Genomic DNA, 24350 nt, shown 5'->3' with positions numbered 1-24350 from the left:
CGCTGTGAGCGGATTATAAATAGCGAGCAACTTAAGCTTGGAAGGAATAATGCCGAAAAAACAAGCTCTTGCATGCTAGCGTTTATTTGCTGCAAGGTCACTAAGTAGCAAAGGATATGCCTGAAAATGTCTTTTGGTACAGAACTTATTAAGTTATTGATTACAAGGTGAATTTTTGTTGTCAGGAAGCCGCATCATGGCCGGCCCTGGCCGAAATATTGGACGCGGCCGGCGCTGGCTGTATGAGTTTTCATACAGCCACAGCCAGCTTTGTAATTGAAAGGTCAAGATTGCTGGATAAATAAAAAGCCCCGCACTGGGCGGGGCTTTCAGGGGAGCCGTGTGCAAGCTCAGGCGTTCATCAGAACTTGACGTTGGCCGTCAGGCTGAACGAACGTGGCTGGCCCGGCGTGTAGCGGAAACCGCTCTTGTTGATCGCCGCCACATAGGTCTTGTCGGCCAGGTTGTAGGCGTTGAACTGCAGATCCAGGTTCTTGTTGACCGGATAGGTCGCCATCGCGTCGAAGACCCAGTAGGAATCGATACGCGCCGGGGTGCCGACGGCGCCATCGGTGCCGCGCAGCATTTCGCCGACATAGCGCGCGCCGCCGCCGATTTTCAGGCCGAACGGCAGGGTGTACGAGGTCCAGCTGGTGAACGCCTGTTTTGGCGTGTAGCTGAGGTTGTTGACGCCGCTGGCGGTCACGACCCTGCCCGATTTGACGCTGGTATTCATGCGCGTGTAGCCGACGCTGACCAGCCAGTTATGCATGACTTCGCCAACCAGGCCCACTTCCACGCCTTGCACGCGCTTTTCACCGGTCTGGTAATAAATGGTCGGAATGACCGGGTCCTGTTCCACTTCATTGCTGACCGTGGTCTGGTAGACGGCGGCCGACAGCGACAGCTTTTGTTTCAGGAAATCCCACTTGGTGCCGATCTCCTTGGTGGTGGTTTCCTGTGGATCGTACTTCGGATTCTGTGCGCTGTTGGCGCCTGCGCTCAGGGCGAAGTTGGTGCCCGGCGGCGCTTTCGAGGTGGCCCACAGGGCATACACGCTGCTGTCCGGGGTCGGTTTGTACATGGCCGAGATCTTGCCGTTGGCGAAGGTGTCGCTGAGGGTCAGGTGGGTCGGAATCGGCGTGCCCACTGGCAGTACCTGCACCTGGCCGCTGGCCACCGCCGTTTGCAGGCTGATCGCATCATAGGTGGTATTGAAATGGTCGAAACGCACGCCGCCGTTGAACAGCCATTGCTCGCCGAACTTGATGGTGTCGAACAGATACGCGCTTTGCGTATTGACTTCGCCCTGGGTGTAGGCGCCGCTGCGTACCGGCTTGTAGCCGGTGACCGGGTCGCGCGGGTTCGGGTTGTACAGATTGGCTGCGGCCATGGTGCCCATGCTGGCGGCGACATAGCTGTAGTTGGTCTGCTTTTCGCTGGTAAATTCGGCGCCGGCCACCAGCGAGTGCTTCAGGGCCGCCGTATTGAACTGCGCGCTCAGCACGGTCTGGTTGGTCAGGATGGTGTTTTGCTGGTCCTTGACGGTACGCAGCGAGCGCGCCATGGTCCAGGTGGCCGGATTGGCAGGCACCGGCGTTTGCAGATTGGCGGTGTTGCCCATGAAGGCCGTCAGCAGGTAGTCCTGATCGGTCTTGCCGTAACGCGTGGTGTTTTGCAGTTGCACTGTCGGCGAAAAATCGTGGTCGATGCGCAAGGTCGCCATGTCGGCCTTGACCTTGTTATAGTCCGCGGTGGAACCGTAGAAATTCTTCGGATCGACCCTGGCCGCCGTGTTCAGGAAGGTACGGATGGTGGGGGTGTTCGTCGTGACGGTGTCTGGCGCGCGGTAACCGGGCAGGCCGATGGTCGGCACGCCGCCGTCCGGCACGTTGTCCTGGTCCACGTGCAGGTAGCTGGCCGTCACGCGGGTCGGTTTGCCGATGCCGAAGGTGACGGTCGGCGCAATCGCCCAGCGCTTGTCGGTGACTTCATCGCGGGCCGGATTGCCGCTGTCCTGGGTCATCATGTTCAGGCGGAAAGCGGTGCCGCTGTCGGCGTCGATCACGCGATTCCAGTCCGCCGTGGCGCGTTTTTGCTTGACGCTGCCAGCCGTCAACAGCGAGTTGAAGGCGTTTTCCAGGCTGGCCGTCTTGCTGACCAGGTTGATCGAACCGGTCGGCGAACCGCGGCCGCTGTCGGTGCCGGCCGGGCCTTTCAGGACGTCGATCTGTTCGATGTTGAACACGTCGCGCGAGATCGAACCGACATCGCGCACGCCGTCGACATAGATGCTGCTCGAGGCGTCAAAGCCGCGCATGTAGACCGCGTCGCCCGTATTCGTGTTGCCATTTTCACCGAGGAAGAAGGTGCCCACGCCTGGCGTATTGCGCAGGGCGTCGGTCAGCGTCAGCGCGCCTTGCTGTTCGATCAGTTCTTTCTTGATCACGACGATGGTTTGCGGCGTGTTGACCAGCGCCTCGGTGTACTTCGGCGACGAGGCCTTGTCGGCCTTGAAGTCGTTTTCCTGGGTGCCAACGACGGTGACTTCCTTGAGCATCTGTTGCGATGCCGGCGCGCTCTGGCCGGCAGGGTCTGCGGCCTGGGCTGCAACGGGCAGCAGCATGACGGCCAGGGCGGCGCCGACATGCTGGTTGAAACGGGATTGGACGTGTTTGCGGCTCTTGATTGCCATCTTGCTCTTTCTTTGTGGTCAGGATAGATGTGTGTGCCTTGTTGCGGGCGCAGGCACTGGGTCGTAACAATGAGTGACATTGTAATAATCGCTGATGGTTACGTAAATGAGAATCGTTATCAGTCTTGTTTACGTCGCGTTAACGCAACGCTTTTGGCGTGCTTTAAAAAAACATCGTTATTTCCCCCCATCCTCTTGCAAACCCGCATTTTCTGGTGCTATCACGCACGCGAACTTGCGCGGGAGTATGATGGGCAACCTCTTTCCCTACTGGTGCAGCATGCTCGAAACGCCCCTTGCCTTTGTTCCCCTGATCGACGTACCCGTGCCGGTGCCATCGCCGGCGGACACCCTGACTTTTATCTTTCACCGTGGCCGTTTGCTGCTGCGCACGCCGGACCTGGCCTTGCCGACGTTGGATCAGGTGGCCGCGCTGGCGCTGGACCTGACGCGCGCCCAGCCGGTGGGCCTGTGGCAGGGCCGCTATTGCCAGACGCTCTGGTGTGACGACGACACCTTGCCCGACGCCAGCGTCGAGTGGCGCGGCCTGCGTTCGCTGTTCAATGTGCTCGACGATGGTTTTGTGGGCCTGGCCAGCCGTGCCGTGCAACTGGCCGAATGGGCGCGCAGCCACCGCTACTGCGGCGTATGCGCCACGCCCACGGTGCGCCTGCCCGGCGAGCGCTGCTTCAAATGCCTGGGCTGCGCCATGGTGGCTTATCCGCGCATTTCGCCGGCCATGATGGTGCTGATCCGCAAGGGCGACCAAGTGCTGCTGGCGCTGCACAAGCAGTCGCCCTCACAGCGCTACAGTCCGCTGGCCGGCTTCCTGGAAGCGGGCGAATCGGTGGAAGAAGCGGTGCACCGCGAGGTGATGGAAGAGGTCGGCTTGAGGGTGCACAACCTGAACTATTTCATGAGCCAGTCGTGGCCGTTTCCCCATTCGCTGATGCTGGCTTTTACGGCCGACTATCTCGATGGCGAGATCCGCCTTGACGAGAACGAGATCGCCGAGGCGCGCTGGTTCGGCCCCGGCGACACCTGGCCAGAAGCGAGCTCCAGCGTATCGATTTCCTCCTTGCTGGTGCAGGCACACCGGCTGCCGCCGCCAGGGTAAAACCAGGCCCGTCAAGGCAGCCTCCCCAGTTTTCTATATACTGGCGGCAATTGAAAATTGGAGGAAGTTTGAGCATGGCACACGAAGAGTTCACCGAAGACGACTGGCGCCGCATGATTGCCAGCATAGGCGAAGATCCGCAACGCCCGGGCTTGCTGGAAACCCCGGCGCGCGTGACGAAAGCCTGGAAACACTGGACCTCGGGCTATGGCCAGGACCCGGTCGAATTGCTGAAGGCATTTGAAGATGGCGCGGAACAGTACAACGAACTGATCGTCGTGCGCGGCATTCCCGTCTACAGCCACTGCGAACACCACCTGGCGCCGTTCTTCGGCAAAGCCACCATCGGTTATGTCCCCAACGGCAAGATCGTCGGCCTGTCGAAACTGACGCGCCTGGTCGATTGCTTCTCCAAGCGATTGCAGGTGCAGGAACGCATGACGATGCAGATCGCCAATGCGCTGATGGAAGTGCTGGAACCGAAAGCGGTCGGCGTGGTCGTGCGCTGCCGCCACCTGTGCATGGAAAGCCGCGGCATCCGCACGCCCGGCGAAGAAACCGTGACCTCGGCCATGCTGGGCGAATTGCAGCCGAACCTGGCGATGCGCACGGAGTTCCTGGCACTGGCGCGCGAAACCTGATTTTTATCCGGTGATATCGACAGAAGGCGGCGCGATGCTGCCTTTTTCACGTCCGGAGGGTCAGTAGCGGTATTCGCTGACCAGGTGTTTCGTAAAATTGTATTTGCTGCCGCCATCGAGCAGGTCGATCAGGCGTTTCGGCGTCGAGGCCGACATGAAGGCGTCGGCGGCGCCGTCGGTGCTGCGAAACTTCATGCCGGGGCTGAGAATCTGGTTGGCGCCAACTTTCAAATGCTGGAAGCTTTTGGTTTTCTCATTGTTGAGGATGAAATGCAGTTCCTGCCTGAAGGTCAGGAACGCAATCTTCAGCCACCAGCCTTCGTCCGTGCCATAGTTGGTCACGCTGGCAAAATGCGTGTTCTTGTCCGTCAGGGTCGGCTTGCCCAGGCGGTCGTTAATGCGTTTCATGGCGTCATTCTTGGTCATGCATTTCTTTCTTGAACATCGTTTCGTGAGCAGCGTTGCAGACGCGCATTCTGCCACAGTTTTCCTTCCCTCCATCGGTCCGGCCTGCCAGCAACGCATTAACAACACTGGCAAGAAAACATTGTCAGAAAGCACTGTAAAGAATGCCGGTTCCCGCGTATGCTGGAAACGACTGATCGGCGCCGCCAGAGTGCCGGCGCCGCCGCATCCGTGCCGCCATGGAAGCGGGGCAAGCCCCTGCCGCTGCAAAAAAAATACAAGTAGGAGACACGCATGAATAAACTGTCGTTCAAGCAGAAGCTGTGGATACCCCTGATTTGCAGCCTGCTGTGTATTTCCATCATGTTTGTCTATAACGCTTTCGAAGTGCGCAATATCCGCATCGAAGAGCGCAGCGCCGATATCACCAACGCAGCCGACCTGGGCCTGGGCGCCGTCAAGATGTTCGGCGAACGGGCCGCCAGCGGCGCGCTCACCACGCAGGAAGCGCAACAGCAGGCGCTGGCCGTGATTCGCAGCATGCGCTTCGGCGCGACCGGCTATCTGGCCGTCATCAACAACGAGGCGGTGGTGGTGATGAACCCGGCCGCGCCGCAGACCGATGGCAAGAACATGTCCGCAGTCCAGGATGCCAACGGCACCTATCTGTACCGCGACATCGTCAGCGTCGGCAACAGCGAGACGGGCAAGGGTTTTGTGCGCTATCACTTTCCCCGTCCCGGCCAGAAAGTTGCCGAACCCAAGCTGAGCCGCGTGGCCGCCTACAAGCCGTGGCACTGGAATATCGTCGTCGGCGTCTATATGGACGATATCGACGCGGCGTTCCGCCAGACCCTGTTCGTGTCGCTGGGCCTGCTGGTGCTGGTCTGCCTCTTCCTGGGCGGCGTGGTGGTGGTGATCAACCGCAGCCTGCGCCATGCGCTGGGCGGCGACCCGGAATACGCGGCCGACGTGGCAGGCAAGATCGCCGCCAATGACCTGAGCATCGTTGTGCACACCAAACCCAAGGACCACCAAAGCGTGCTGTACGCGATGAAAACCATGCAGGCCAACCTGGTTGCCGCCATCAGCGAAATCCGCCAGAGCGCCGACACCATCGCCACGGCGTCGGGCGAAATCGCCAGCGGCAATATGGACTTGTCGGCGCGCACCGAAATGCAGGCCAGTTCGCTGGAAGAAACGGCCGCCTCGATGGAAGAACTGACCTCGACCGTGACGCAAAACGCGGGCAACGCCGTGCAGGCCAACGAGCTGGCCCAATCGGCGTCCAGGGTGGCACGCGAGGGCGGCGCCGTGGTGGCGCAGGTGATCGGCACCATGGACACGATCAATGCCTCGTCGCGCAAGATCGTCGACATTATCGGCGTGATCGACGGTATCGCTTTCCAGACCAATATCCTGGCCCTCAACGCCGCCGTGGAAGCGGCCCGGGCCGGCGAACAGGGCCGCGGCTTTGCGGTGGTGGCGTCGGAAGTGCGCAACCTGGCGCAACGCTCGGCGGGCGCCGCCAGGGAAATCAAGGCCCTGATCGGCGCCTCGGTCGACAGCATCGCCGCCGGCAGTACCCTGGTGGCGCAGGCGGGCACGACGATGGATCAGGTGGTGGCCAGCGTCTCGCGCGTGACCGACATCATGGCCGACATCACGGCCGCCTCGCACGAGCAAAGCACGGGCATCGGCCATGTCAACCGGGCGATCACGGAAATGGATGCGGTCACGCAGCAAAATGCGGCGCTGGTCGAGCAGGCGGCGGCCGCCGCCGGCAGCATGCAGGACCAGGCGGCCGTGCTGGCGCAGCTGGTGTCGCGTTTCAAATTGACGGCGCAGGAGTCAACTGGCACGCGCCCAGATTCTATCGGGCGGGCGATGCCGCTTGTGGCGCTGCGGTAAACGTCAGCTGGTCATCGACGACCTCGAATTTGCCGACCGGCTGGCCCAGGTCGGCTTTCGGATCGTTTTCCATTTCCACCAGGCTGTTGCAGGTATTTGTTTCCACCTGCCACAGCTGGTCGCCCATGCGGATATTCCACACGCCATCGCCGGCCGAAAACACGTCGACCGTCACCTCGTCGACCGGCGTGTCGGGCGACAAGGTATGCAGGCGCTGGCATTGCGGCAGATGGGACGCCATCAGTTGCACTTCCACCGTATCTTGCCAAAAATAATTTTGCTGGCGGCGCACGGTCAGCGAGTGTTCCTGGCCATCGATCATATAGATGGCGAAATCTTTGACGCAGCCCGACAGCAGCAGGCATAGCGAGACGATCAGGAGTTTGCGCATGGTCGGCTTTCGGTGAGGGTTGTTTTCCGCTTACGTGGCATTATATCCATGCATACCAGTTGCGGCGCGACAATATGGGCGCCGCTGCCACCCTCACCGGAGAGACCACCATGATCGATCTGTACTATTGGACCACGCCCAACGGGCACAAGATAACCATGTTCCTGGAAGAAGCGGGCATCCCCTACCAGCTGATCCCCGTGCATATCGGCAAGGGTGAGCAGTTCACGCCCGAGTTCCTGGCCATCGCGCCGAACAACCGCATTCCCGCCATCGTCGACCAGGCGCCCGAGGATGGCGGCGCGCCCTTGTCCTTGTTCGAATCGGGCGCGATTTTGCAGTATCTGGCCGAGAAAAGCGGCCAGTTCCTGCCCGCCGACGTGCGCGGCCGCGCGGAAGTGATGCAATGGCTGTTCTGGCAAATGGGCGGGCTGGGGCCGATGGCCGGCCAGAACCACCATTTCGTGCAATACGCGCCGGAACCGATCGAGTATGCGATCAACCGCTACGTGAACGAAACCAACCGCCTGTATGGCGTGCTCAACAAACGCCTGGCCGATCGCGCCTATGTTGCCGGCGATACATACACGATTGCCGACATGGCGATTTACCCGTGGATCGTGCCGCACCAGCGCCAGCGCCAGGACTTGGCCGACTTTCCGCACCTGGCGCGCTGGTTCGCCGACATCGCCGCGCGTCCCGCCACCGTGCGCGCCTATGCCCGCGCGGCCGAGATCAATCTGCAGCCCACCGTCAGCGGCGACGCGAAAAGCGTGCTGTTCGGACAAACCGCAAAAAGCCTGGGCTGACGCAGGCGGCCATGCGTATCCTGGTGATCGAAGACGAACCGAAGACCGGCGACTACCTGTTGCGCGGCCTGGGCGAAGCGGGCTTTGTGGTCAGCCTGGCGCGCAACGGCCGCGACGGCCTGCGGCTGGCCGGCGAGGGTGACTTCGACCTGGTCGTGCTCGACGTCATGCTGCCCATCATGGACGGCTGGCAAGTGCTGCGTTCCTTGCGGCTGCAGGAAGGCGGGGCCGATGTGCCGGTGATTTTCCTCACCGCCCGCGATGAAGTGCAGGACCGTGTCAAAGGGCTGGAACTGGGCGCCGACGATTATCTGGTCAAACCGTTCGCGTTTGCCGAACTGGTGGCGCGCATCCGCACCCTGCTGCGGCGCGGCCCGCCGCGTGAAGACGACGTGATCCGCATCGGCGACATGGAAATCGACGTGATGAAACGCAAGGTCAGCCGGCAAGGCCAGCGCATCGCCCTGACGGCCAAGGAGTTCGGGCTATTGCACCTGCTGGCGCGGCGCCAGGGCGAGGTGCTGTCGCGCTCGATCATCGCCTCGCAAGTGTGGGACATCAATTTCGAGAGCGACACCAATGTGATCGACGCGGCCATCCGCCGCCTGCGCAGCAAGCTCGACGATCCCTTTGAGCCCAAGCTGATCCACACCCTGCGCGGCATGGGCTATGTCTGCGAACTCCGGGCGCCATGAAGCTGGCCGGCGCAAGCCATTCATTGACCTTGCGCGTGACGGCGGTGTTCGTGCTGATCGTCGCGCTACTGTCGGCCGGGCTGGGCCTCCATTTGTACCGCTCGTTTGTGGCCGAAATCGAGCGCCGCGACGATATCCTGTTGCTGGGCAAATTGCGGCAGATCCAGCAACTGCTGGGCAATGCGGGCACGCTGGACATTATCCGCGAGCGGCCGCAGTATTTCCGCGACACCATGAGCGGGCAAGAAAATTCCCTGGTGCGCATCGTGCGCGACGATGGCACGCGCCTGATCGACGTCAATCCCCATGGCGAAACCTTGCCGCTGCCCACGCCGGTGGCGGTCGACGCACCGGTGGACAGCGAGGCGATCCACGGCTGGACCAGCCGCGACGGCTTTCCGGCCCGCGTGGTGGCGGCCAGCGCGCGCATCGGCCAGCCGGCGCAGATGGCCGATATCACGATTGCCAGGGTGTATGGCGACCGCAGCGCCATGTTTGCCGCCTACCGCTGGCAGATCGTCATCTCGGTGGCCGTCAGCGCGCTGGTGGCGGCGATCCTGGCCAGCGCCATGCTGCTGCGCGGCCTGCGGCCCTTGCGCGCGATCGCCGCCCACGCGGCGCTGGTGCGGCCCGGCAAGCTGGAGCAGCAACTCGAGGCGCGCGGGGCGCCCACCGAACTGTTGCCTTTGATTTACGCCCTGAACGCCATGCTGGCGCGCCTGCAGGAAGGCTATGCGCGCCTGTCGCAGTTTTCCGCCGACCTGGCGCATGAATTTCGCACGCCGGTGACCAATCTGCTGGGGCAAAGCCAGGTGATGCTGGCCCGTCCGCGCAGCAGCGGGGAGTATGAGCAACTGGTGTCGTCCAACGTGGAAGAGCTGGAACGCTTGTCGCGCATGATCGACAGCATGCTGTTTCTGGCGCGCGCGCAGCAAGAGGAAATGGTGCTGGTCAAGCAGGCCTTGCCGGTGCAGGACGAGTTCCTGCGCCTGGCAGATTTTTTCGAAGGGTTGGCCGAAGAGCGCGCGCTGGCGCTGGCCTGCCACGGCAGCGGCGTGGTCGAGGCCGAGCCGCAACTGCTGCGCCGCGCGCTCGGTAATTTATTGTCGAACGCGATACGCCACGCGGCCCCAGGCAGCACCATCGTGCTGCGTTCGCAGGCCACCACGCAAGGGGTGGAACTGAGTGTGAGCAACCTCGGCCCCGCCATCCCCGCGCGCCACCTGCCGCACCTGTTCGAACGCTTCTACCGTGCCGACCCGGCCCGCAGCGATTCGGCCGCCTCAACGGGCCTCGGCCTGGCGATCGTCACCGCCATCATGCAGCTGCATGGCGGCAGCGCCGGGGTGGCGTCGGATGCGGCGGCCACCACATTCAGCTTGCAGTTTCCGCTTGCGTAACCCCGGGGTCAGACCCTCAATGCCGCAAACTCAGAGGCTTGCGTTAACGGGCGAGGGGGGCTGACCCCAGCCTTTGCTTTTGGGGTGAAAATCACCCCATCTCCACCAAAAACTCCTGCATCCCCGTATGCGCGAGCTGGGCGCAGGCCGGCGCGAAGTGCGGCAATTGTCCCCAGACCAGCGGGCTGCCGACGATATACACGTAGTGCCGGGCGCGCGTCAGCGCCACGTTCAGCAAGTTCGGCGTGCTGGCCGCCCATTGCGCAGCGCCCGCCGTGCTGTCGTCGGCGCCCAGGATCAGCATCACCACGCTTTGTTCCTTGCCCTGGAAGGTGTGCACGGTGCCCACCATCTGGCTGGCCCATTGCCGCAGTTCACGCTGCGTCGGCGCCTTGCCGTAGCCCAGGCGGCGGTCCCAGTCCAGTTCGATAATGCGCGTACGCAATTCGTTGCGCACGGCCTTGAACGGCGTGATCAGATACAGCGACGGCAGCTTGCCGTCGCGGCGGTAGATCTTGAGCAACACTTCCAGCACGAAATCAAGTTGCAGCGGCACCACCTGCTTGTGGCTGATGGAGCCGATGGCGTCGATCCAGCGGCTGGGGCCGCGCGTCAGGCCACGGCTGGCGGCGGGCGGCGTGCGTTCCGCCAGGCCATACACCATCTTGTCTTCATAGGCGATGGCGTTGGCCAGCGAGAACATCGGTTCCACGCAACGGCGGTGCACGCGCAAGGGGCTGCCTATCCACAGCGGCTGCGGGCCGCTGGCGCCGACCAGCGCGCCATAGCGGTTGGCCCTGTCGGCCAGGGTTTGCACCGAAACATGGCTCGGCGCATAGCTGCCGTCCTGCGTGTGCTCCGACAGCGCCGACAGGCCATGCACCAGGCGCGGCGGCACCGTAAATACCGGTTCGATCTGCAGCGGGTCGCCGACGATCACGGCGCGTTTGGCACGCCACAGGCTGCCGACGGCCGCTTGCGGCACCGCCTGGCCCGCCTCGTCGATAAACAGCCAGCCCAGCGATTCGGCGCCCATGCCCCGGAACTGGCGCGCGAACGAGGCAAACGTGGTCGAGACCACCGGCACCACCATGAACAGGCTCTGCCACACCATGGCGATATGCGACTGGTCGTAGGCGCGCTTGTTTTTCAGCAGTTTTGACACGGCCAGCAAATTGCCACCAAAGCCGGGGCCGCCTTTCCTGGCCACTTCGGCCAGCCACGCTTCATGCAGCGCCAGCGCCTTGGCAAACAGGCGCGAGCGCAGGCGCGCCAGCGCCGGCTCGTGCCACAGGCCATTGACCTGCAGCGCGTCGCCGTCGAGTTCCTGCAAGGTGGCCGGCGCGGCGATGGTCGGGAAACGCAGGCGCGCGCGGCGCAGCAGTTCCGTGCTGTCGTCCCATTCGCGCTCGCGCGACTGCGCCGTGCGCAGCGCCACGTGCAGGCTGTTGCGGGCCCGTTCGCAGCGCGGCTCCAGCTCGCCTTTCAATAACAGCTTGATGGCCGACACGTCGCGCGCGGCCTGGCGCTGCGCTTCGGCATTGGCCAGCACCGCATCCTTGTAGGCGCGCGCCGGCGCGGTGCGCAACAAACGGGCAAAAAAGCCGGGTTCGGTCAACGCGACGACACGTTCTTCTTCCAGCAATTCCTTCTTGCTGGCCAACAGCGTTTCTTGCTGGGCCATCGCGCTGGCCAGCGCGGCGCTGGCCGCTTCCATCTCCACTTCGGCCGCGCGCAGGGTTTCCACGCTGGCCTGCAGGAACTCCTGCTCGCTGCACGTGCCCACCGCCTGCCACAGGGCGGCGTATTGGGCCTGTTCGGCCAGCGCTTTTTCCACCACGTGCTCCGTTTCGCGGAACTCGCGCGCGGCCTGGGCAAAGCCGACGCCCTGGTAGCTGCTCAGCCACTGGCGGATGTTCTGGGCATTGGGCGTCTTGCGCGCCGTGGTCTTGTCCCAGTCGTCGTCATAAAAATTGCTGACGAAGCGGCGGCGGTTGCTGCTGTTGCCCAGGGCGCAGGAAATCAGGCCCCACGGCCTGTCTTCCTCGGCCAGCAGGCGGTTGGCGCCATTGCCGTCGGCCGCCACGCGGCGCGCCACGCTGTCGAGGTAGCGCGTGCGCGCCCATTCCTTGCCCAGCTGCTGAGGTTTCGGCAAATCGCCCGATATATTTTCCACCGCAGCATTGTTCGACGAAGCCACCACCATTTCAAAGCCCGTCAGTTCGGGCCGCAGGCGGGCAATCGTGATCGGGTCGCGCACGCCCTCGAAGGCGACCGCCACCTTGCCGATAAAGGCATCGGCGGCGCGGTCCAGGCAGGCCAGCACGCTGGCGCGGCGCACGATATTGTCGGCGAACAGCTCGCGCAGCAAGGTGGTCTTGCCGGTGCCGGGCGGGCCGTTGACGGAAAAAATGCCGCGCTCAAGCAGGCTGGTGCGCGCGCCATGGATGGCGAACTGCTGCATCAAACTCATGGCGTAACTGGCGTCTTCCAGCCAGTGGCCGCGGTGCATATTGGCCGGATTGAGCATGGCGGCCAGCGCCTGGCGTCCGGCCGGGCTGTACAGGTCGATGCGTTCGGCCTGGGCCAGCGGCGTCAGATAGGCGGCCAGGGTGGGCGGCACTTTACCGCCACGCAAGGCGCGGATGATCTGTTCCAGGTCGTCCAGGTAAAAACTGTTGAGGATATCGACGGTGGGTTCGACCGGATCGCCGAAATCGAGCACGCGGTTGTCCACCGCATCGACTCCCGGCAACATCGCCTCCCTGGACGGGCGCTTCTTGCGCGTGCGAATTTCCAGCACCGCCAGCGGTTGCGCGGAGGAGGGATGGAAATGGGCCCAGTCCATGAACAGGTGCGCCAGCGCGGCGATTTCCATGCCGGACAAGGGCGTCGACACGTTGCCGGCCGGGTCCGTGATGGTGGCCGGCGTGCGCGCGGCGGCAAAGTTGCGCAGGCTGTCCCGCAGCGCCAGCTGGCTGTCGCTCCAGGCGTCCAGGTTCAAGTGCGACCAGTCGGCCGTGCGCGGCCGGCCCAGCGCCCACGGCAGGGTTGACACCGAGACCGGATCGAACTGCGGCTCGCCTTGCGCATTGAGCGTCAAACGGGCAAAGCACGAGCGGCCGGACAGTTCCGTCTTTTCCGCCTCGGCGATGGTTTGCGCGCCAGCGGCGGGCAGCAGCTGGTTGACCTCGGCCTTGTCGAATACGCCCAGGAACAGCGAAAAGCCGTCGACCTCTTGATCAGGGGCGACGGGCAATTGTGCAAAGCTGTGCGGCGTCCACTGCGCCAGCTGTTCACGATGAAGGAGACGCACAGTGGACGGGTCTTCAACTTCCGTGATTTGATTCAGGTCAAACGGTATAAAGAATTCAATCTTGTGCCAATACTCCAGGATAGCCAGGAGGCGCTGCTGTTCTGCCTGATTCATGATGACCAATATTTTGTAAAGCGAGCGGCGATTGTAAAGCGTATGCGCGGTGCGTGTTTTACGCTTTCGTGCATTTACGTCATTCGGTCACAAAAAAAAACGTTGTCCCGGACAAAAAAAGCCAGGCGGAAACTTCTTGCCTGGCTTTTGCTGGAGCGGCAGTGGAAAGGTGCTTAAAACTCTTCCCACTCGCTGTCTTTGGCGGCCGCCCCGTTCGCCACGGCCTTGCGTTGCGCCCGCGGCAATGGCGCAGGCACAGGCGCAAGTGCCACCCTGGCTGGCGCTGCGCGGCGCACCAAGGCCAGCTTCGGTGCCACCACCGCCTGGCCGGTCTTGAAGAAGCCCACCACATGGGCCAGTTCGCCGGCCTGCTGCTGCATGCTTTGCGAGGCCGCCGCCGCTTGCTCGACCAGCGCCGCATTTTGCTGCGTCACTTCATCCATCTGTGCGATCGCCATGTTGATCTGCTCGATGCCCAGCGTCTGCTCGTGCGTGGCCGAGGTGATTTCGCCCATGATGTCGGTCACGCGCACGATGCTGTCGACGATGTCGCCCATGGTCTGGCCCGCTTCATTGACGAGGCGCGAGCCGGTGTCCACATTGGCCACCGAAGCGGCGATCAGCTCCTTGATTTCCCTGGCCGCGCCCGCGCTGCGCTGGGCCAGGTTGCGCACTTCGCTGGCGACCACCGCAAAGCCACGGCCCTGTTCGCCGGCGCGCGCCGCTTCCACCGCCGCATTCAGGGCCAGGATATTGGTCTGGAAAGCGATGCCGTCGATCACGCCGATGATGTCGACGATTTTCTTCGACGACGCATTGATGGTGCCCATGGTGTCGACCACCTGCGAGACGATATTGCCGCCACGCACGGCCACTGCCGAGGCGCTTTGCGCCAGCACATTGGCCTGGCGTGCATTGTCGGCATTCTGTTTCACGGTCGAGGTCAGCTCTTCCATGGCCGAAGCGGTTTCTTCCAGCGAACTGGCCTGCTCTTCCGTGCGCGACGACAGGTCGAGGTTGCCGGCGGCAATTTCGCTCGATGCCATGGCGATCGCATCCGTGCCGTGGCGCACCTGCCCCACCACGTCCAGCAAGCCGTCGTTCATGGCTTTCAGTGCGCCCAGCAGGCGCCCCGTTTCATCGCTGGAGTTCACCACGATCTGCGACGACAAATCACCCGAGGCCACCGTTTCGGCCACGCCGACAGCCGCATTGATGGGCCGGGTGATCGAACGCGTGATGATCCACGCCACGAAAGCGCCCAGCAACAAGGCTGCGCTGCCCAGGCCCAGCATATAGACCTGGGCCTTATTGCTCAGCGCTTCGGCATCATTGGCCGCCTGCGTGGCCTGCTGCGCTTCATAGGCCAGCAAGCTGTCGAGCGCGACCAGCACATTGTTCAGGCCGGGTGCGGCCTGCTGGGTCAGGAAGGTGACTGCTTCTTCGGTCTGTCCCGCCTTGCGTAGTTCGACCACCTTGTTGTTCATCGGCGCGCCGGCTTTCAGGGCCGCGTCGAGCTGCGACATCAGGGCCGCTTCCTTGTCGGTCGAGACCATTTTTTGCAGCACTTCCTTGGCCGCGCCATATTTCTTGCGCGCTTCGACTATCTTGCTCAAGTGTTCCTGCATCAGCGCGTCCGTCGGCGCCACCACCACGCTGGTGATCGCCAGGGTAATGCTGCGCACGTTGTCGCTCATGGTGTTGGCGGCTGCCATCTTGACGTTCTTGTCGGCGACGATATCGTGGGTGCGCGAGCGCAACTGCCCCATGGAATAGAGGCCGACCAGCAGCACGGCCACCAGCAGGCCGAGAACGACGGCAAAGCCGATGCCGAGGCGGGTGCCGATTCGAAATTGTGTGAGTGACATGATTGCTTTCGTGTAGTCGGGAAAATAACCGCCCAGGCCGCTACGTAGTAACCCGTAGCGCGGCGCGGCAGTCATTGTTCTTCAAAATTCCACACGGCAATATAAAAAACTGTATCAGGTCAGAAAAAAAGCAGCCCGTGAGACAAGTTGTCGTACGGAAACAACGTCACACGGCTGGCGAGTGAACTGTGCTGTCAGGAAACAGATTTTCTACCAGAAAATCAATAAATACGCGCAGTTTTGGCGACATATTCCGGCTACCTGGCCACAAGATATGGAAAGGCGCCGCATGCTGTGTGTGCTCTGGCAATACCAATTGCAGACGGCCCGCCTGGCGCGCGGCGCGTGCGGCAAAGTCGGGCAGGGCAGCGATGCCCAGGCCGCTTTCGGCGAAATGCAGCAGGGTGTCCACGCTGTTGCAGCTGAGGCTGGCCTGCAGGCCGGCCGCCAGCAAGGCGCTCCACTGCGCCAGCGGCCACGCTTCGATCTTGCCGCTGCTGGGAAATTTATACAGCAGGCAGTGATGCCGCGCCAGATCTGAGGGCACGGTGGGCGCGCCATGGGTGGCCAGGTAGACGGGCGCCGCCACCAGTTGCAAATGAAACTGGCCCAGCCGCCGGCTCGTCAAGCTGCTGTCGGCGCTGTCGCCGGCACGCACCACGGCGTCATAACCTTCGTCGATCAGGTCCACGCGGCGGTTGCTGAAGTCGAGATCGAGTTCCACCAGCGGATAGGCGCGCGCAAACGCGGCCAGCACCGGATTGAGCAGTTCGCCCACCAGTGGCATGCTGATGCGCAGCCGGCCGCGCGGCACGCTCCTGCTGCTCGACAGCTCCAGCTCGGCCGCTTCGATCTCGCCCAGGATGCGCCTGCAGCGTTCCAGGAAAATCGTCCCTTCGCTGGTCAGCGCAATGCTGCGCGTGCTGCGGTGAAACAGGCGCACATCCAGGCGCTGTTCCAAGCGCGCAATACTCTTGCCAACGGCCGACGCCGAAATGCCCAGCGCGCGGCCGGCCGCCACGAAACTGCGCGTATCGGCCGCCTGCACAAAAGCCGTCACACCTGCCAGATTGTCCATAAGCTCTTTCGATTACGTACGCCAACGTCCGTTCAGACAGAAACTATAGCCTGTTTTTCTTTGATCCCGGCCGCCTTACGCTGGGCCTTTCCCTTCGAAAGGCTGAGCATGAACACTGATTTTCCCGTTGCGCCACTGGCGGCGCGTATCGATACCTTGTTGCATACCGTGCTGCGCGAGCAGCGGCTGGTGGGGGCGGTCGTGCTGGTGCGCTACCAGGGCCGCGACATTTACCGCCGCGCGGCCGGCCATCTGGACCGCGAGGCAGGCACGCCCATGCGCGACGACGCGCTGTTCCGCCTGGCCTCGGTCAGCAAACCGATCGTCTCGACAGCGGCCTTGGCGCTGGTGGGGCAGGGCCGCCTGCAAATGATTGATCCGGTGGCGCGCTGGCTGCCGTACTTCCAGCCGCGCCAGCCTGGCGGCCAGCTGGCGGCCATCACCGTGCGCCACTTGCTCACGCATACCGCCGGCCTCGACTATGGCTTTTTCCAGCCGCCGGGCGGTGCCTATGCGCAGGCGGGCGTATCGGACGGCATGGACGCCGCACCGGTTTCCATGCCGGACAATCTGCGCCGCCTGGCCAGCGTCCCATTGGCTTTTGCGCCGGGTGAGCGCTGGGCCTACTCGATTGCCACCGACGTGCTGGGCGCGGTGATCGAGCAGGTCACTGGTTTGCCGCTGGCGCAGGCTGTGCGGCAGTTGGTGACCGGGCCGCTGGCCATGCACGACACCGGTTTCGTGGCGGTCGATCCCACGCGCCTGGCGGTGGCCTATGCCGACCGCCAGTCTGGCTACGCGCGGCCGCGCCGCTTGCGTGATGCGGGCGAGGAGCATTTGCCTTTTCTTGATGGCATGGCCGGTTTTACCCTGTCGCCGGCGCGCGCGCTGGACGCTTGCGCGTATGCCTCGGGCGGCGCCGGCATGGTCGGCTCGGCGCCGGACTTCATGCACTTGCTGGAAACCCTGCGCCTGGGTGGCGCGCCGCTGTTGCCCCTGGCGCTGGCAAGCGAGATGGGCCGCAACCAGACCGGCATGCTGGAACTGCCCTCCTGGCCCGGGCGCAGTTTTGGCCTGGGTTTTACCGTATTGACCGATCCGCTGGCGGCCGGCACGCGGGAAAGCGTAGGTAGCTGGCGCATGGGCGGTACTTATGGCCACTCCTGGTTTGTCGATCCGGTCCGTGAATTGTCGGTGGTGGCGTTCACCAATACGGCCATCGAGGGCATGGCCGGGCCGTTCGTCGCGCAACTGTGCCACGCCGTGTATGGCGAGGCGCTGGCATGAAGCGCCCGCATCCCGTCGTCTTTCTCGCGCTGGGGCTGTTCGGCGTGTACTGCATCGAGTTTGGCGTGGTCGGCATCTTGCCCTTGATCATGCAGCGCTTTGGCGTGACGGCCGCGCGCGCCGGCCTGCTGGTGGGGCTGTTCGCGCTGGTGATCGCCGCAGCCGGCCCCTGGCTGGTGCTGCTGGCCACGCGCTGGCGCCGCAAGCCGGTGCTGCTGGTGTCGCTGTGCGTGTTTGCGCTGGCCAGCGTGGCGTCCGGGTTTGCGCCGCGTTTCGAATGGCTGCTGGCACTGCGCGTGGTGCCGGCCCTGTTCCATCCCGTCTATTTTTCGCTGGCGATGGTGGCCGCCGCCGCCCTGTATTCACCGCAAGACTCCGCCCGCGCCGGGGCGCATGCGTTCACGGGCACCAGCATGGGCATGGTGCTGGGTATTCCGCTGACTACGTGGATCGCCGACCAGTATGGCTATGAGGCATCGTTTTTGGCCTGCGCCGCCGTCAATCTGCTGGCCGCGCTGGGCTTGTATCTGTTCCTGCCCGACACGCCACACAGCGCGCCACTGGCCTATGGCCGCCAACTGGCGATCCTGCGCAAGCCTGCCCTGTGGCTCAATATCGCGGCGGCCATCTTGGTGTTTGCCGCCATGTTTTCCGTCTACGCCTACGCGGCCGCCTATTTGCAAGAAATAGCCGGCTTGACGGCGCGCCAGACGGGCATGCTGCTGGTGGTGTTCGGGGTGGGTGGCGTGGCCGGCAATCTGTTTGCGGGGCGCCAGCTGGGCCGACACCTGCTGCGCACGGTGTTGCTGCAGCCTATGTTGCTGTGCCTGGCTTACGGGCTGCTGTACCGCTACGCCGATGCGGCAGGCTGGACCGTTGCCGTGCTGGCGCTGTTCTGGGGCGCGGCGCACACGAGCGGGCTGATCGTCACGCAAGTGTGGCTCAGTTCCGAAGCGCGCGAAGCGCCGGCCTTTGCCATCGGCGTGTATATCGCCGCCATCAACCTGGGCGTCACCATCGGCGCGCTGGCGGGTGGCGCAGCGATTGCCCGTTACGGCATGCAAGGCAGCCTGGGCAGTGGTGTGCTGCTGGCCGTGCTGGCGCTGGCCGTCATCGCGCTCAAAGCCATGCTCTACCGCGCGACGATGCTAAGTAAGTACGCATAAATTCTTGTGGATTCTGACTTCCATAACCGGCGCTCTGCGGCGTTGCCCGCTGCTAGCAGTGCTCGCACTGCGTCGCATCGCGCGCCTTGCAGCGCATCCGGTTCTGTTCGTCATAATTTCACAATAATTTCTTGGTACTTACTTAGCTATGGTTGGGAATGCACACCAGCAGATCCGTGTCGCCCACGTCCACCCCGGCCTGCGACAGCAGGGTCGTCGCCTGGCCCCGGTGATGGGTCTGGTGGTTAAAGAAATGCATCAACAGCGCAAAGAACTGGCGCCGGTTCTCGCCACGGCTGTTGCGGTAGTCGAGCAAATGGTCAAGATCGCTTTCCGTGATGGCGGCGGCCCAGTCGATAATCACCTGGTCGAGCCAGCGGCGGTGCGCCTGCATGGCCGCGAAATCGTCGAACAGGGGCTGCGTGAGCGAAGCCGGCGGCGTGATGGCGCGGACCGGATCGAGCAAGGGAAACTTGGCCGGGTGTTTCGCGTAGCGTTGCAGCCACAGGGTGTCGCCGACCATGATGTGGTTGAGGGTAGCGAGCAGCGAGCCGAAGAAGGCGCCCCGCTCGCGTTGCAGTTCGCCGGGCGCCAGGCCCGCCGCCGCCGCATAGACCCTGGCGTTCATCCACTGATTGTATTCGGCCATCATGCAGATATGCGCGCAGCGGCTCATGGTGTGTCCTCCGGTCAGATTGATTTCAAAAAGGCCCGTATGCCGGCCAGCAGCATCTCGATGGCCATCGCCGTCAGTATCAGGCCCATCAGGCGTTCGAACGCCGTCATCACCCTCGGCCCCAGCGCGCGCTGCAGGCGCTCGGCGCAGAGGAACACCAGCAGCCACACCAATGCTACCGCAGTCAAGCCCGCCACATGGGCGATGACCTCATTGACTTCGTGCGAGGAAAACAGCAGCACGGTGGCCAGCGCCGACGGGCCGGCCAGCGCGGGTATGGCCAGCGGCACGATAAACGGTTCGCCGGCAATATCATGGTCGCTATTGCCGTTCGATGGTTGCGGAAACACCATGCGCATGGCGATCAGGAACAGAATCACGCCGCCGCCGATGCGCAGCGCGACTTCCGACAGTTGCATGGCTTTCAAGAAGTGGCGGCCGAAAAACATAAACAGCAGCAAGATGCCGAAGGCGATCGCGCATTCGCGCACCACCACTTTCCAGCGCCGCTCGACGGGCACGCTTTTCAGGGCGTTGACGAACAGGGAAACGTTGCCGAACGGGTCCGTCACAAGCAACAGCAGGATAAAAGTCTGGAAGAAATTCTGGGTCATGTCAGTGTGGGTCGGTTTGCCAGCCGGTATAGACAACTTCGGCTTCAGGCCGCGATGATAACAAGCCGTGCCGCAATCGCCCATGATTATTGATGCGTAGCAGCATTTTTCTTGAGCATCGCTGGCGCCGTGCGATAAAACTCGGTCGGCGTGGTGCCGAAGTGTTTTTTGAACATGGCCGCAAAGGCGCTCTGGCTGGTGTAGCCATTGTCCAGCGCCACGTCGATTACCTTGGCTCCATGGGCCAGCTGTTCCAGCGCCCGCAGCAGCCGCGCCTGCTGGCGCCAGTGGCCGAAACGCATGCCCGTCTGCTTCTGGAACAAACGGTGCAGGCTGCGCTCGGTGATGTCCAGTTGCTGCGCCCAGTGCGCCACCGTCAGCTGTTCGCCGGGTTCTTGCATCAGGCGCTCGCAAATGCCGCGCAGGCGCGCGTCCTGCGGCAGCGGCACGTACAGGGGCAGCACCGGCAGGCTGTCGAGCTCATGCAGCAGCAGTTGCAGCAAATGCCAGTCGCGCCCGCCGTCAGGAAAATCGGGCGCGATATCGACGGCCGCCACGATCAGCTGGCGCAGCAGCGGGCTGATCTCGAGCACGCAGCTGTGGCGCGGCAACAGCGGCGAGTTGGCGCAGTGGATGAACACGGTGCGCATCCTGACGGCGCCGCTCATGCGGATCTGATGGTCGACGCCGGGCTGCAGCCATACGCCGCGCGTGGGCGGCACCACCCAGCGCCCGCCTTGGGTGGCGATGGTCATCACGCCGTCGATGGCGTAGATCAGCTGGGCGTGCGAGTGGCGATGCACGGAAATCACATGGCCGTGCTCATAGTCGACGGCCAGCGCCATGGCGCGCGCGGTGACGGGCAGCAGTTCCTGATAGTCGGTTTGCATGATGGTTGCGTCAGTTTTGCGACAGGTATAGTCATCTTAGCGCGAGAAAGCGCAGCGTGCCTGCTGCATCATGGTTGCCCCTGTCACCACCGGAGCCCTGCATGCCTGCGCGCGAACCTGTCCACCCGTCGTACTACCTTTACCCCTTGGTCGCCATGCTGTTGTGGGCCGGCAATGTGGTGGTGTCCAAGCTGGCCGCCGCCAGCATCGCTCCCACCGCCATCACCTTTTACCGGCTGGTGCTGGTGCTGCTGGTGATGACGCCGTTCGTGGCCCGCCCGTTGTGGCGCAACCGCGTGGCGATCCGCCGCCACTGGTGGCAGCTGGCGCTGTGCGGCGTGATGGCGATGGCGCTGTTCCAGAGCCTGTCGTACCGCGCGGCCGAGACCACCACCGCCACCAATATGGCCATCGTCACGGCGCTGGCGCCGTTGATGACGGCGATCCTCAGCGTGCTGCTGCTGGGCGAACAACTGACGCTCGGCATGGCGGCGGGCGGCGTGCTGTCGTTTGGCGGCCTGCTGTACCTGGTCGGGCGCGGCGACGTGCTGGCGCTGCTGCATGAAGGCATGCACGCGGGCGACGCGCTGATGCTGCTCGCCTGCCTGATCTTTGCCCTGTACGGCGTGCTGCTGCGCCGCTGGCGCCTGGCCGTGCCTGCCTGGCAGTCGATCTACTGCCAGGCCTGGGCGGCGCTGCTGTGCATGCTGCCGTTTTTCCTGCGCCTGCCCGCCGGCAGCGCGCCCCTGAACGGCGCCACCTTGCCGCTGATCGCCTATGCCGGCATCGCCTCGTCCATCGTATTGTCGTATTTGTGGATCGAAGGCGTAAAGCGGCTGGGGCCGAACCGCTGCAGCATTTTCGTCAACCTGCTGCCGATCCTGACGGCGCTGCTGGCGATAGGCTGGCTGCATGACACCCTGCATGCTTTTCACTTGATCGGCGGCGGTGTGTCGCTGCTCGGCGTGTTGCTGGCGCAGACGGTGCCGCGGCCCTTGTTCGCGCGCGGTGCCGGCGCGTCGCGGGCCTGATGATGTTTCGAGCCGGAGAGTATTACAGATCGAGCGCGGGCGGGGTGCGCTGCGCCTGCAGCAGCGCTGCTTCCTCGGCCGCCTTGACTCTCGCCGCCTCGGCCGCCAGTTCCGCTTTCTCCAGGGCGTCATGGCGTGCCTGCAAGGCCGCCTTGGCGCGCACGAACACGATCTTGATGGCCGCCATCACCGGCACCGACAAAAAGATGCCGACCACGCCACCCAACTGGTCGCCTGCCAGCAGGCCGACGATCACCATCAGCGGCGACACTTCCACGCCTTCGCTCATCAGGTAGGGATTGAGCACATAGTCCTGGAACAGGCGGTAGGCGGCGATAAAGCCGATCAGCCAGAACACGTGCTCGTAACCGCTGAAGCCGGCCACCACCACGGCGATCACGGCCGCGCCCAAAGGCCCCGCAAACGGGATGAATTCCAGCAAGGCGGCGGCGCCCGCCAGCAGCAGGCCATACGGCACGCCCATCAGCGAAAACGCCACGCTGTATGAAATGAAGGTGGCGATCGACAGCAGCAGCAGGGCGCGCACATAGCGCGACAGCAGCACGTCGAGGTCGTCGATGATGGCGCCCCACAGTTTTTTGTTCGGGCGGTTCAGTAAGGCCAGCAAGCCGTCGCGCATGTCCGGGCCTTCCTTGATCAGCAAAAAGCTCAGCACCGGCACCAGCACCAGGTAGATCAGGTTGCTGGCGGCATGCATCACCGTCAGGCCCAGCTCCTTGGCCAGCGGCATCGCCTGGCCGTTGTCGCCGCCCAGCTGCGTCTGCATGAAGGCCAGCAGGCGCGCGCGCAGCGGCTCCATGAATTCCGGCAGCGGGATGCGTTCGGCAAAGTTGTTGCCCTTGAGCAGGGTCGGCAACTGGTCGCTCAGTTTCACGGCTTCATCTTCGATGCGCGCGCCGAAAATCGAACCCAGGATGGCGACCAGCACAATCACCACCAGGAACACGAGGCCGATGGCGGCCGTGCGCGGCAGGCGCTTCGGACCATGACGCTCCAGCAGCCCGATCAGCGGGTACACCAGATAGCTGAAGAACACCGCAAACACCACCACGATCAAGGTCGACGACACCTTGTAGATAAGAAACAGCAAGAAAGCGACGACAAACGCCGTCCACACCATCTTGGCGACGCGCAGATTAAAACCGAACATGACAGGTCCTTGGACAAAAGCTGGCCGCGCCAGGCGAGGCGAGGCCAGGAATAAAGAAGTGCGCGTGGCGGTGGGCAGGGCGTGGCGGCACGGCGATAAATCATACCGCAAAGTAATAAAATGCCATTTTCATTTGTGCCAGGGAAATGATCAGCTGGCCGTGGCCTCGCGGCTCGGTGGCGTGCCGAACATGCGCGCGTATTCCCGGCTAAATTGCGACGCGCTTTCATAGCCCACCTGGTAGGCCGCCTGCGACACATTGGCCGCGCGCGCCTGCAACAAGCGCCGCGCCTGCAGCAAGCGCAATTGCTTCTGGTATTGCAGCGGCGTCACCGACGTGATGCTCTTGAAGTGGGCGTGGAAGGACGAAGCGCTCATGCCGGCGCGCGAGGCCAGGCGCTCGATGCCGAGCGTGGCGGCAACGTCGGCCTGCATCAGATTGATCGCCTCGGCAATGCGCAAGGCGTGGCTGTCGGGCGCGACCAGCCGTCGCAAGGCCTGGCCCTGTTTGCCCTTGAGCAGCCAGTAGTACAGCTCGCGCACGATCGACGGCGTCAGCATGGCCAGGCCGCGCGGGTCGTCCAGCAACTGCATCAGCCGCAGCAGGCAGTCGGCGGCCTGGGTGTCCAGTTGCCCGACAAAGACGCCGTGCGCGGCATGGTCCGCCGCGCTCATTTCCGTGCCGGCGTCCAGCTGGGTGATCACTTCCTGCAGCAGCTTGATATCGAGCGACAAGATCAAGGCCAGGAAAGGCACCTCGCTGCTCGCCTGCGTGACGCGGCCCAGTATCGGCAGGTCGACGCTGACGATCAAAAATTCCATCGCGCTATAGTTAAACAGCGCGTCGCCCAGCATCGCCTGTTTCGCCCCTTGCACGGTCAGGCACAAAGTTGGTGTGTACAGCGCGTATTGCGGCAAGGTTTGCCCGGCAACGCGCATCAGCCGCAGCGGCGCAAGCTCCGTGGCGTAAAAGCCATCGGCGCTGTGGCGCCCGCGGGTGTAGGCGTCGATGGCGGCGGCAAGGGGAGAAGTCGGCATGCTGATCCTGACGGTAGGAAGTTGATTCAATGCTAGC

General features: G+C 63.4%; 21 protein-coding genes. 10 read left to right on the top strand and 11 right to left on the bottom strand.

The window, feature by feature from the left end:
- Window positions 1-361: 361 nt before the first annotated feature.
- Entirely contained in the window at window positions 362-2695 is a 2334-nt protein-coding gene (locus CD932_RS09385) for a catecholate siderophore receptor Fiu (RefSeq protein ID WP_094442402.1), read from the bottom strand.
- A 280-nt stretch (window positions 2696-2975) separates the two neighbouring features.
- Between CD932_RS09385 and nudC the strand changes: the two genes are divergently transcribed.
- Complete coding sequence (gene nudC, locus CD932_RS09380) at window positions 2976-3812, top strand: NAD(+) diphosphatase (protein WP_094443560.1); 837 nt, start codon at window positions 2976-2978, stop codon at window positions 3810-3812.
- 74 nt (window positions 3813-3886) lie between these two features.
- Window positions 3887-4453 carry a GTP cyclohydrolase I FolE gene (folE, locus tag CD932_RS09375; RefSeq protein WP_065305913.1) on the top strand — a complete coding sequence of 189 codons (567 nt, stop codon included), beginning with the start codon at window positions 3887-3889 and terminating at the stop codon, window positions 4451-4453.
- Window positions 4454-4513: 60 nt separating this feature from the next.
- Here folE and CD932_RS09370 read toward each other — a convergent pair whose 3' ends face one another.
- A complete protein-coding gene (locus tag CD932_RS09370; RefSeq protein WP_094442401.1) occupies window positions 4514-4879 on the bottom strand; it encodes a hypothetical protein in 366 nt (121 codons plus the stop codon).
- A 273-nt stretch (window positions 4880-5152) separates the two neighbouring features.
- On the opposite strand from CD932_RS09370, the gene CD932_RS09365 reads away from it, so the two are divergent.
- Window positions 5153-6769, top strand: coding sequence for a methyl-accepting chemotaxis protein (locus CD932_RS09365; RefSeq protein ID WP_094442400.1), 1617 nt, complete (start codon window positions 5153-5155; stop codon window positions 6767-6769).
- On the opposite strand, the gene CD932_RS09360 is transcribed toward CD932_RS09365, so the two are convergent.
- On the bottom strand, window positions 6732-7160 hold the full coding sequence (locus CD932_RS09360; RefSeq protein WP_094442399.1) for a hypothetical protein: 429 nt from the start codon (window positions 7158-7160) through the stop codon (window positions 6732-6734). The two genes, CD932_RS09365 and CD932_RS09360, sit on opposite strands and share 38 nt — an antisense overlap.
- A 110-nt stretch (window positions 7161-7270) precedes the next feature.
- Here CD932_RS09360 and CD932_RS09355 point away from each other — a divergent pair, with 110 nt between their 5' ends.
- From CD932_RS09355 to CD932_RS09345, 3 genes are read left to right on the top strand one after another with little or no spacing between them, the layout of a single operon-like run.
- On the top strand, window positions 7271-7969 hold the full coding sequence (locus CD932_RS09355) for a glutathione binding-like protein (RefSeq protein ID WP_094443559.1): 699 nt from the start codon (window positions 7271-7273) through the stop codon (window positions 7967-7969).
- Between the two features lie 11 nt (window positions 7970-7980).
- Window positions 7981-8664 carry a heavy metal response regulator transcription factor gene (locus tag CD932_RS09350; RefSeq protein WP_094442398.1) on the top strand — a complete coding sequence of 228 codons (684 nt, stop codon included), beginning with the start codon at window positions 7981-7983 and terminating at the stop codon, window positions 8662-8664.
- On the top strand, window positions 8661-10064 hold the full coding sequence (locus CD932_RS09345; RefSeq protein ID WP_094442397.1) for a heavy metal sensor histidine kinase: 1404 nt from the start codon (window positions 8661-8663) through the stop codon (window positions 10062-10064). The genes CD932_RS09350 and CD932_RS09345 overlap by 4 nt, the downstream gene beginning before the upstream one ends.
- A gap of 91 nt (window positions 10065-10155) precedes the next feature.
- On the opposite strand, the gene CD932_RS09340 is transcribed toward CD932_RS09345, so the two are convergent.
- Complete coding sequence (locus CD932_RS09340) at window positions 10156-13380, bottom strand: DEAD/DEAH box helicase (protein ID WP_254926538.1); 3225 nt, start codon at window positions 13378-13380, stop codon at window positions 10156-10158.
- Here CD932_RS09340 and CD932_RS29305 point away from each other — a divergent pair.
- The gene (locus CD932_RS29305) at window positions 13366-13671 is read left to right on the top strand and encodes a hypothetical protein (RefSeq protein ID WP_254926537.1); all 306 of its coding nucleotides are present in this window, start codon (window positions 13366-13368) and stop codon (window positions 13669-13671) included. The two genes, CD932_RS09340 and CD932_RS29305, sit on opposite strands and share 15 nt — an antisense overlap.
- Here CD932_RS29305 and CD932_RS09335 read toward each other — a convergent pair.
- On the bottom strand, window positions 13668-15362 hold the full coding sequence (locus CD932_RS09335) for a methyl-accepting chemotaxis protein (protein WP_094443558.1): 1695 nt from the start codon (window positions 15360-15362) through the stop codon (window positions 13668-13670). The two genes, CD932_RS29305 and CD932_RS09335, sit on opposite strands and share 4 nt — an antisense overlap.
- A gap of 166 nt (window positions 15363-15528) precedes the next feature.
- Window positions 15529-16440: a LysR family transcriptional regulator gene (locus tag CD932_RS09330; protein ID WP_094442395.1), complete on the bottom strand. Its 912-nt coding sequence runs from the start codon at window positions 16438-16440 to the stop codon at window positions 15529-15531.
- Window positions 16441-16548: 108 nt separating this feature from the next.
- On the opposite strand from CD932_RS09330, the gene CD932_RS09325 reads away from it, so the two are divergent.
- Together CD932_RS09325 and CD932_RS09320 are read left to right on the top strand one after the other, a co-directional pair.
- On the top strand, window positions 16549-17727 hold the full coding sequence (locus CD932_RS09325) for a serine hydrolase (RefSeq protein ID WP_094443557.1): 1179 nt from the start codon (window positions 16549-16551) through the stop codon (window positions 17725-17727).
- A complete protein-coding gene (locus tag CD932_RS09320; protein ID WP_094442394.1) occupies window positions 17724-18893 on the top strand; it encodes an MFS transporter in 1170 nt (389 codons plus the stop codon). Before CD932_RS09325 ends, CD932_RS09320 begins: the two co-directional genes overlap by 4 nt.
- A gap of 142 nt (window positions 18894-19035) precedes the next feature.
- Here the strand turns inward: CD932_RS09320 and CD932_RS09315 are convergent, their stop codons facing one another.
- The 3 genes from CD932_RS09315 to CD932_RS09305 all read right to left on the bottom strand — a co-directional run bounded on the left by CD932_RS09315 (window position 19036) and on the right by CD932_RS09305 (window position 21073).
- A complete protein-coding gene (locus CD932_RS09315; RefSeq protein ID WP_094442393.1) occupies window positions 19036-19569 on the bottom strand; it encodes a DinB family protein in 534 nt (177 codons plus the stop codon).
- Window positions 19570-19583: 14 nt separating this feature from the next.
- Window positions 19584-20183, bottom strand: coding sequence for a MarC family protein (locus CD932_RS09310; RefSeq protein WP_094442392.1), 600 nt, complete (start codon window positions 20181-20183; stop codon window positions 19584-19586).
- An 86-nt stretch (window positions 20184-20269) separates the two neighbouring features.
- Complete coding sequence (locus CD932_RS09305; protein ID WP_094442391.1) at window positions 20270-21073, bottom strand: helix-turn-helix transcriptional regulator; 804 nt, start codon at window positions 21071-21073, stop codon at window positions 20270-20272.
- Window positions 21074-21174: 101 nt separating this feature from the next.
- Between CD932_RS09305 and CD932_RS09300 the strand changes: the two genes are divergently transcribed.
- A complete protein-coding gene (locus tag CD932_RS09300) occupies window positions 21175-22104 on the top strand; it encodes a DMT family transporter (protein WP_094442390.1) in 930 nt (309 codons plus the stop codon).
- Between the two features lie 22 nt (window positions 22105-22126).
- Here CD932_RS09300 and CD932_RS09295 read toward each other — a convergent pair whose 3' ends face one another.
- Entirely contained in the window at window positions 22127-23275 is a 1149-nt protein-coding gene (locus CD932_RS09295) for an AI-2E family transporter (RefSeq protein ID WP_094442389.1), read from the bottom strand.
- A gap of 150 nt (window positions 23276-23425) precedes the next feature.
- A complete protein-coding gene (locus CD932_RS09290; protein ID WP_094442388.1) occupies window positions 23426-24313 on the bottom strand; it encodes an AraC family transcriptional regulator in 888 nt (295 codons plus the stop codon).
- Window positions 24314-24350 lie beyond the last annotated feature (37 nt).

The organism is Janthinobacterium sp. PC23-8, assembly GCF_002250505.1.
Lineage (GTDB): Bacteria > Pseudomonadota > Gammaproteobacteria > Burkholderiales > Burkholderiaceae_D > Janthinobacterium.
The sequence above is the reverse complement of the archived record's forward strand: the minus strand, read 5'-3'. Positions and strand labels throughout refer to the sequence as shown.

What these genes read in the sequence shown, in the direction of transcription:
- CD932_RS09355 (WP_094443559.1), top strand. Translation starts at nt 7,271, where the DNA reads ATGATCGATCTGTACTATTGGACCACGCCCAACGGGCACAAGATAACC.
- CD932_RS09335 (WP_094443558.1), bottom strand. Translation starts at nt 15,362, where the DNA reads ATGTCACTCACACAATTTCGAATCGGCACCCGCCTCGGCATCGGCTTT.
- CD932_RS09290 (WP_094442388.1), bottom strand. Translation starts at nt 24,313, where the DNA reads ATGCCGACTTCTCCCCTTGCCGCCGCCATCGACGCCTACACCCGCGGG.
- CD932_RS09305 (WP_094442391.1), bottom strand. Translation starts at nt 21,073, where the DNA reads ATGCAAACCGACTATCAGGAACTGCTGCCCGTCACCGCGCGCGCCATG.
- CD932_RS29305 (WP_254926537.1), top strand. Translation starts at nt 13,366, where the DNA reads ATGAAGGAGACGCACAGTGGACGGGTCTTCAACTTCCGTGATTTGATT.
- CD932_RS09320 (WP_094442394.1), top strand. Translation starts at nt 17,724, where the DNA reads ATGAAGCGCCCGCATCCCGTCGTCTTTCTCGCGCTGGGGCTGTTCGGC.
- CD932_RS09295 (WP_094442389.1), bottom strand. Translation starts at nt 23,275, where the DNA reads ATGTTCGGTTTTAATCTGCGCGTCGCCAAGATGGTGTGGACGGCGTTT.
- nudC (WP_094443560.1), top strand. Translation starts at nt 2,976, where the DNA reads ATGCTCGAAACGCCCCTTGCCTTTGTTCCCCTGATCGACGTACCCGTG.
- CD932_RS09360 (WP_094442399.1), bottom strand. Translation starts at nt 7,160, where the DNA reads ATGCGCAAACTCCTGATCGTCTCGCTATGCCTGCTGCTGTCGGGCTGC.
- CD932_RS09300 (WP_094442390.1), top strand. Translation starts at nt 21,175, where the DNA reads ATGCCTGCGCGCGAACCTGTCCACCCGTCGTACTACCTTTACCCCTTG.
- CD932_RS09345 (WP_094442397.1), top strand. Translation starts at nt 8,661, where the DNA reads ATGAAGCTGGCCGGCGCAAGCCATTCATTGACCTTGCGCGTGACGGCG.
- CD932_RS09330 (WP_094442395.1), bottom strand. Translation starts at nt 16,440, where the DNA reads ATGGACAATCTGGCAGGTGTGACGGCTTTTGTGCAGGCGGCCGATACG.
- CD932_RS09350 (WP_094442398.1), top strand. Translation starts at nt 7,981, where the DNA reads ATGCGTATCCTGGTGATCGAAGACGAACCGAAGACCGGCGACTACCTG.
- CD932_RS09385 (WP_094442402.1), bottom strand. Translation starts at nt 2,695, where the DNA reads ATGGCAATCAAGAGCCGCAAACACGTCCAATCCCGTTTCAACCAGCAT.
- CD932_RS09370 (WP_094442401.1), bottom strand. Translation starts at nt 4,879, where the DNA reads ATGACCAAGAATGACGCCATGAAACGCATTAACGACCGCCTGGGCAAG.
- CD932_RS09310 (WP_094442392.1), bottom strand. Translation starts at nt 20,183, where the DNA reads ATGACCCAGAATTTCTTCCAGACTTTTATCCTGCTGTTGCTTGTGACG.
- CD932_RS09365 (WP_094442400.1), top strand. Translation starts at nt 5,153, where the DNA reads ATGAATAAACTGTCGTTCAAGCAGAAGCTGTGGATACCCCTGATTTGC.
- folE (WP_065305913.1), top strand. Translation starts at nt 3,887, where the DNA reads ATGGCACACGAAGAGTTCACCGAAGACGACTGGCGCCGCATGATTGCC.
- CD932_RS09315 (WP_094442393.1), bottom strand. Translation starts at nt 19,569, where the DNA reads ATGAGCCGCTGCGCGCATATCTGCATGATGGCCGAATACAATCAGTGG.
- CD932_RS09325 (WP_094443557.1), top strand. Translation starts at nt 16,549, where the DNA reads ATGAACACTGATTTTCCCGTTGCGCCACTGGCGGCGCGTATCGATACC.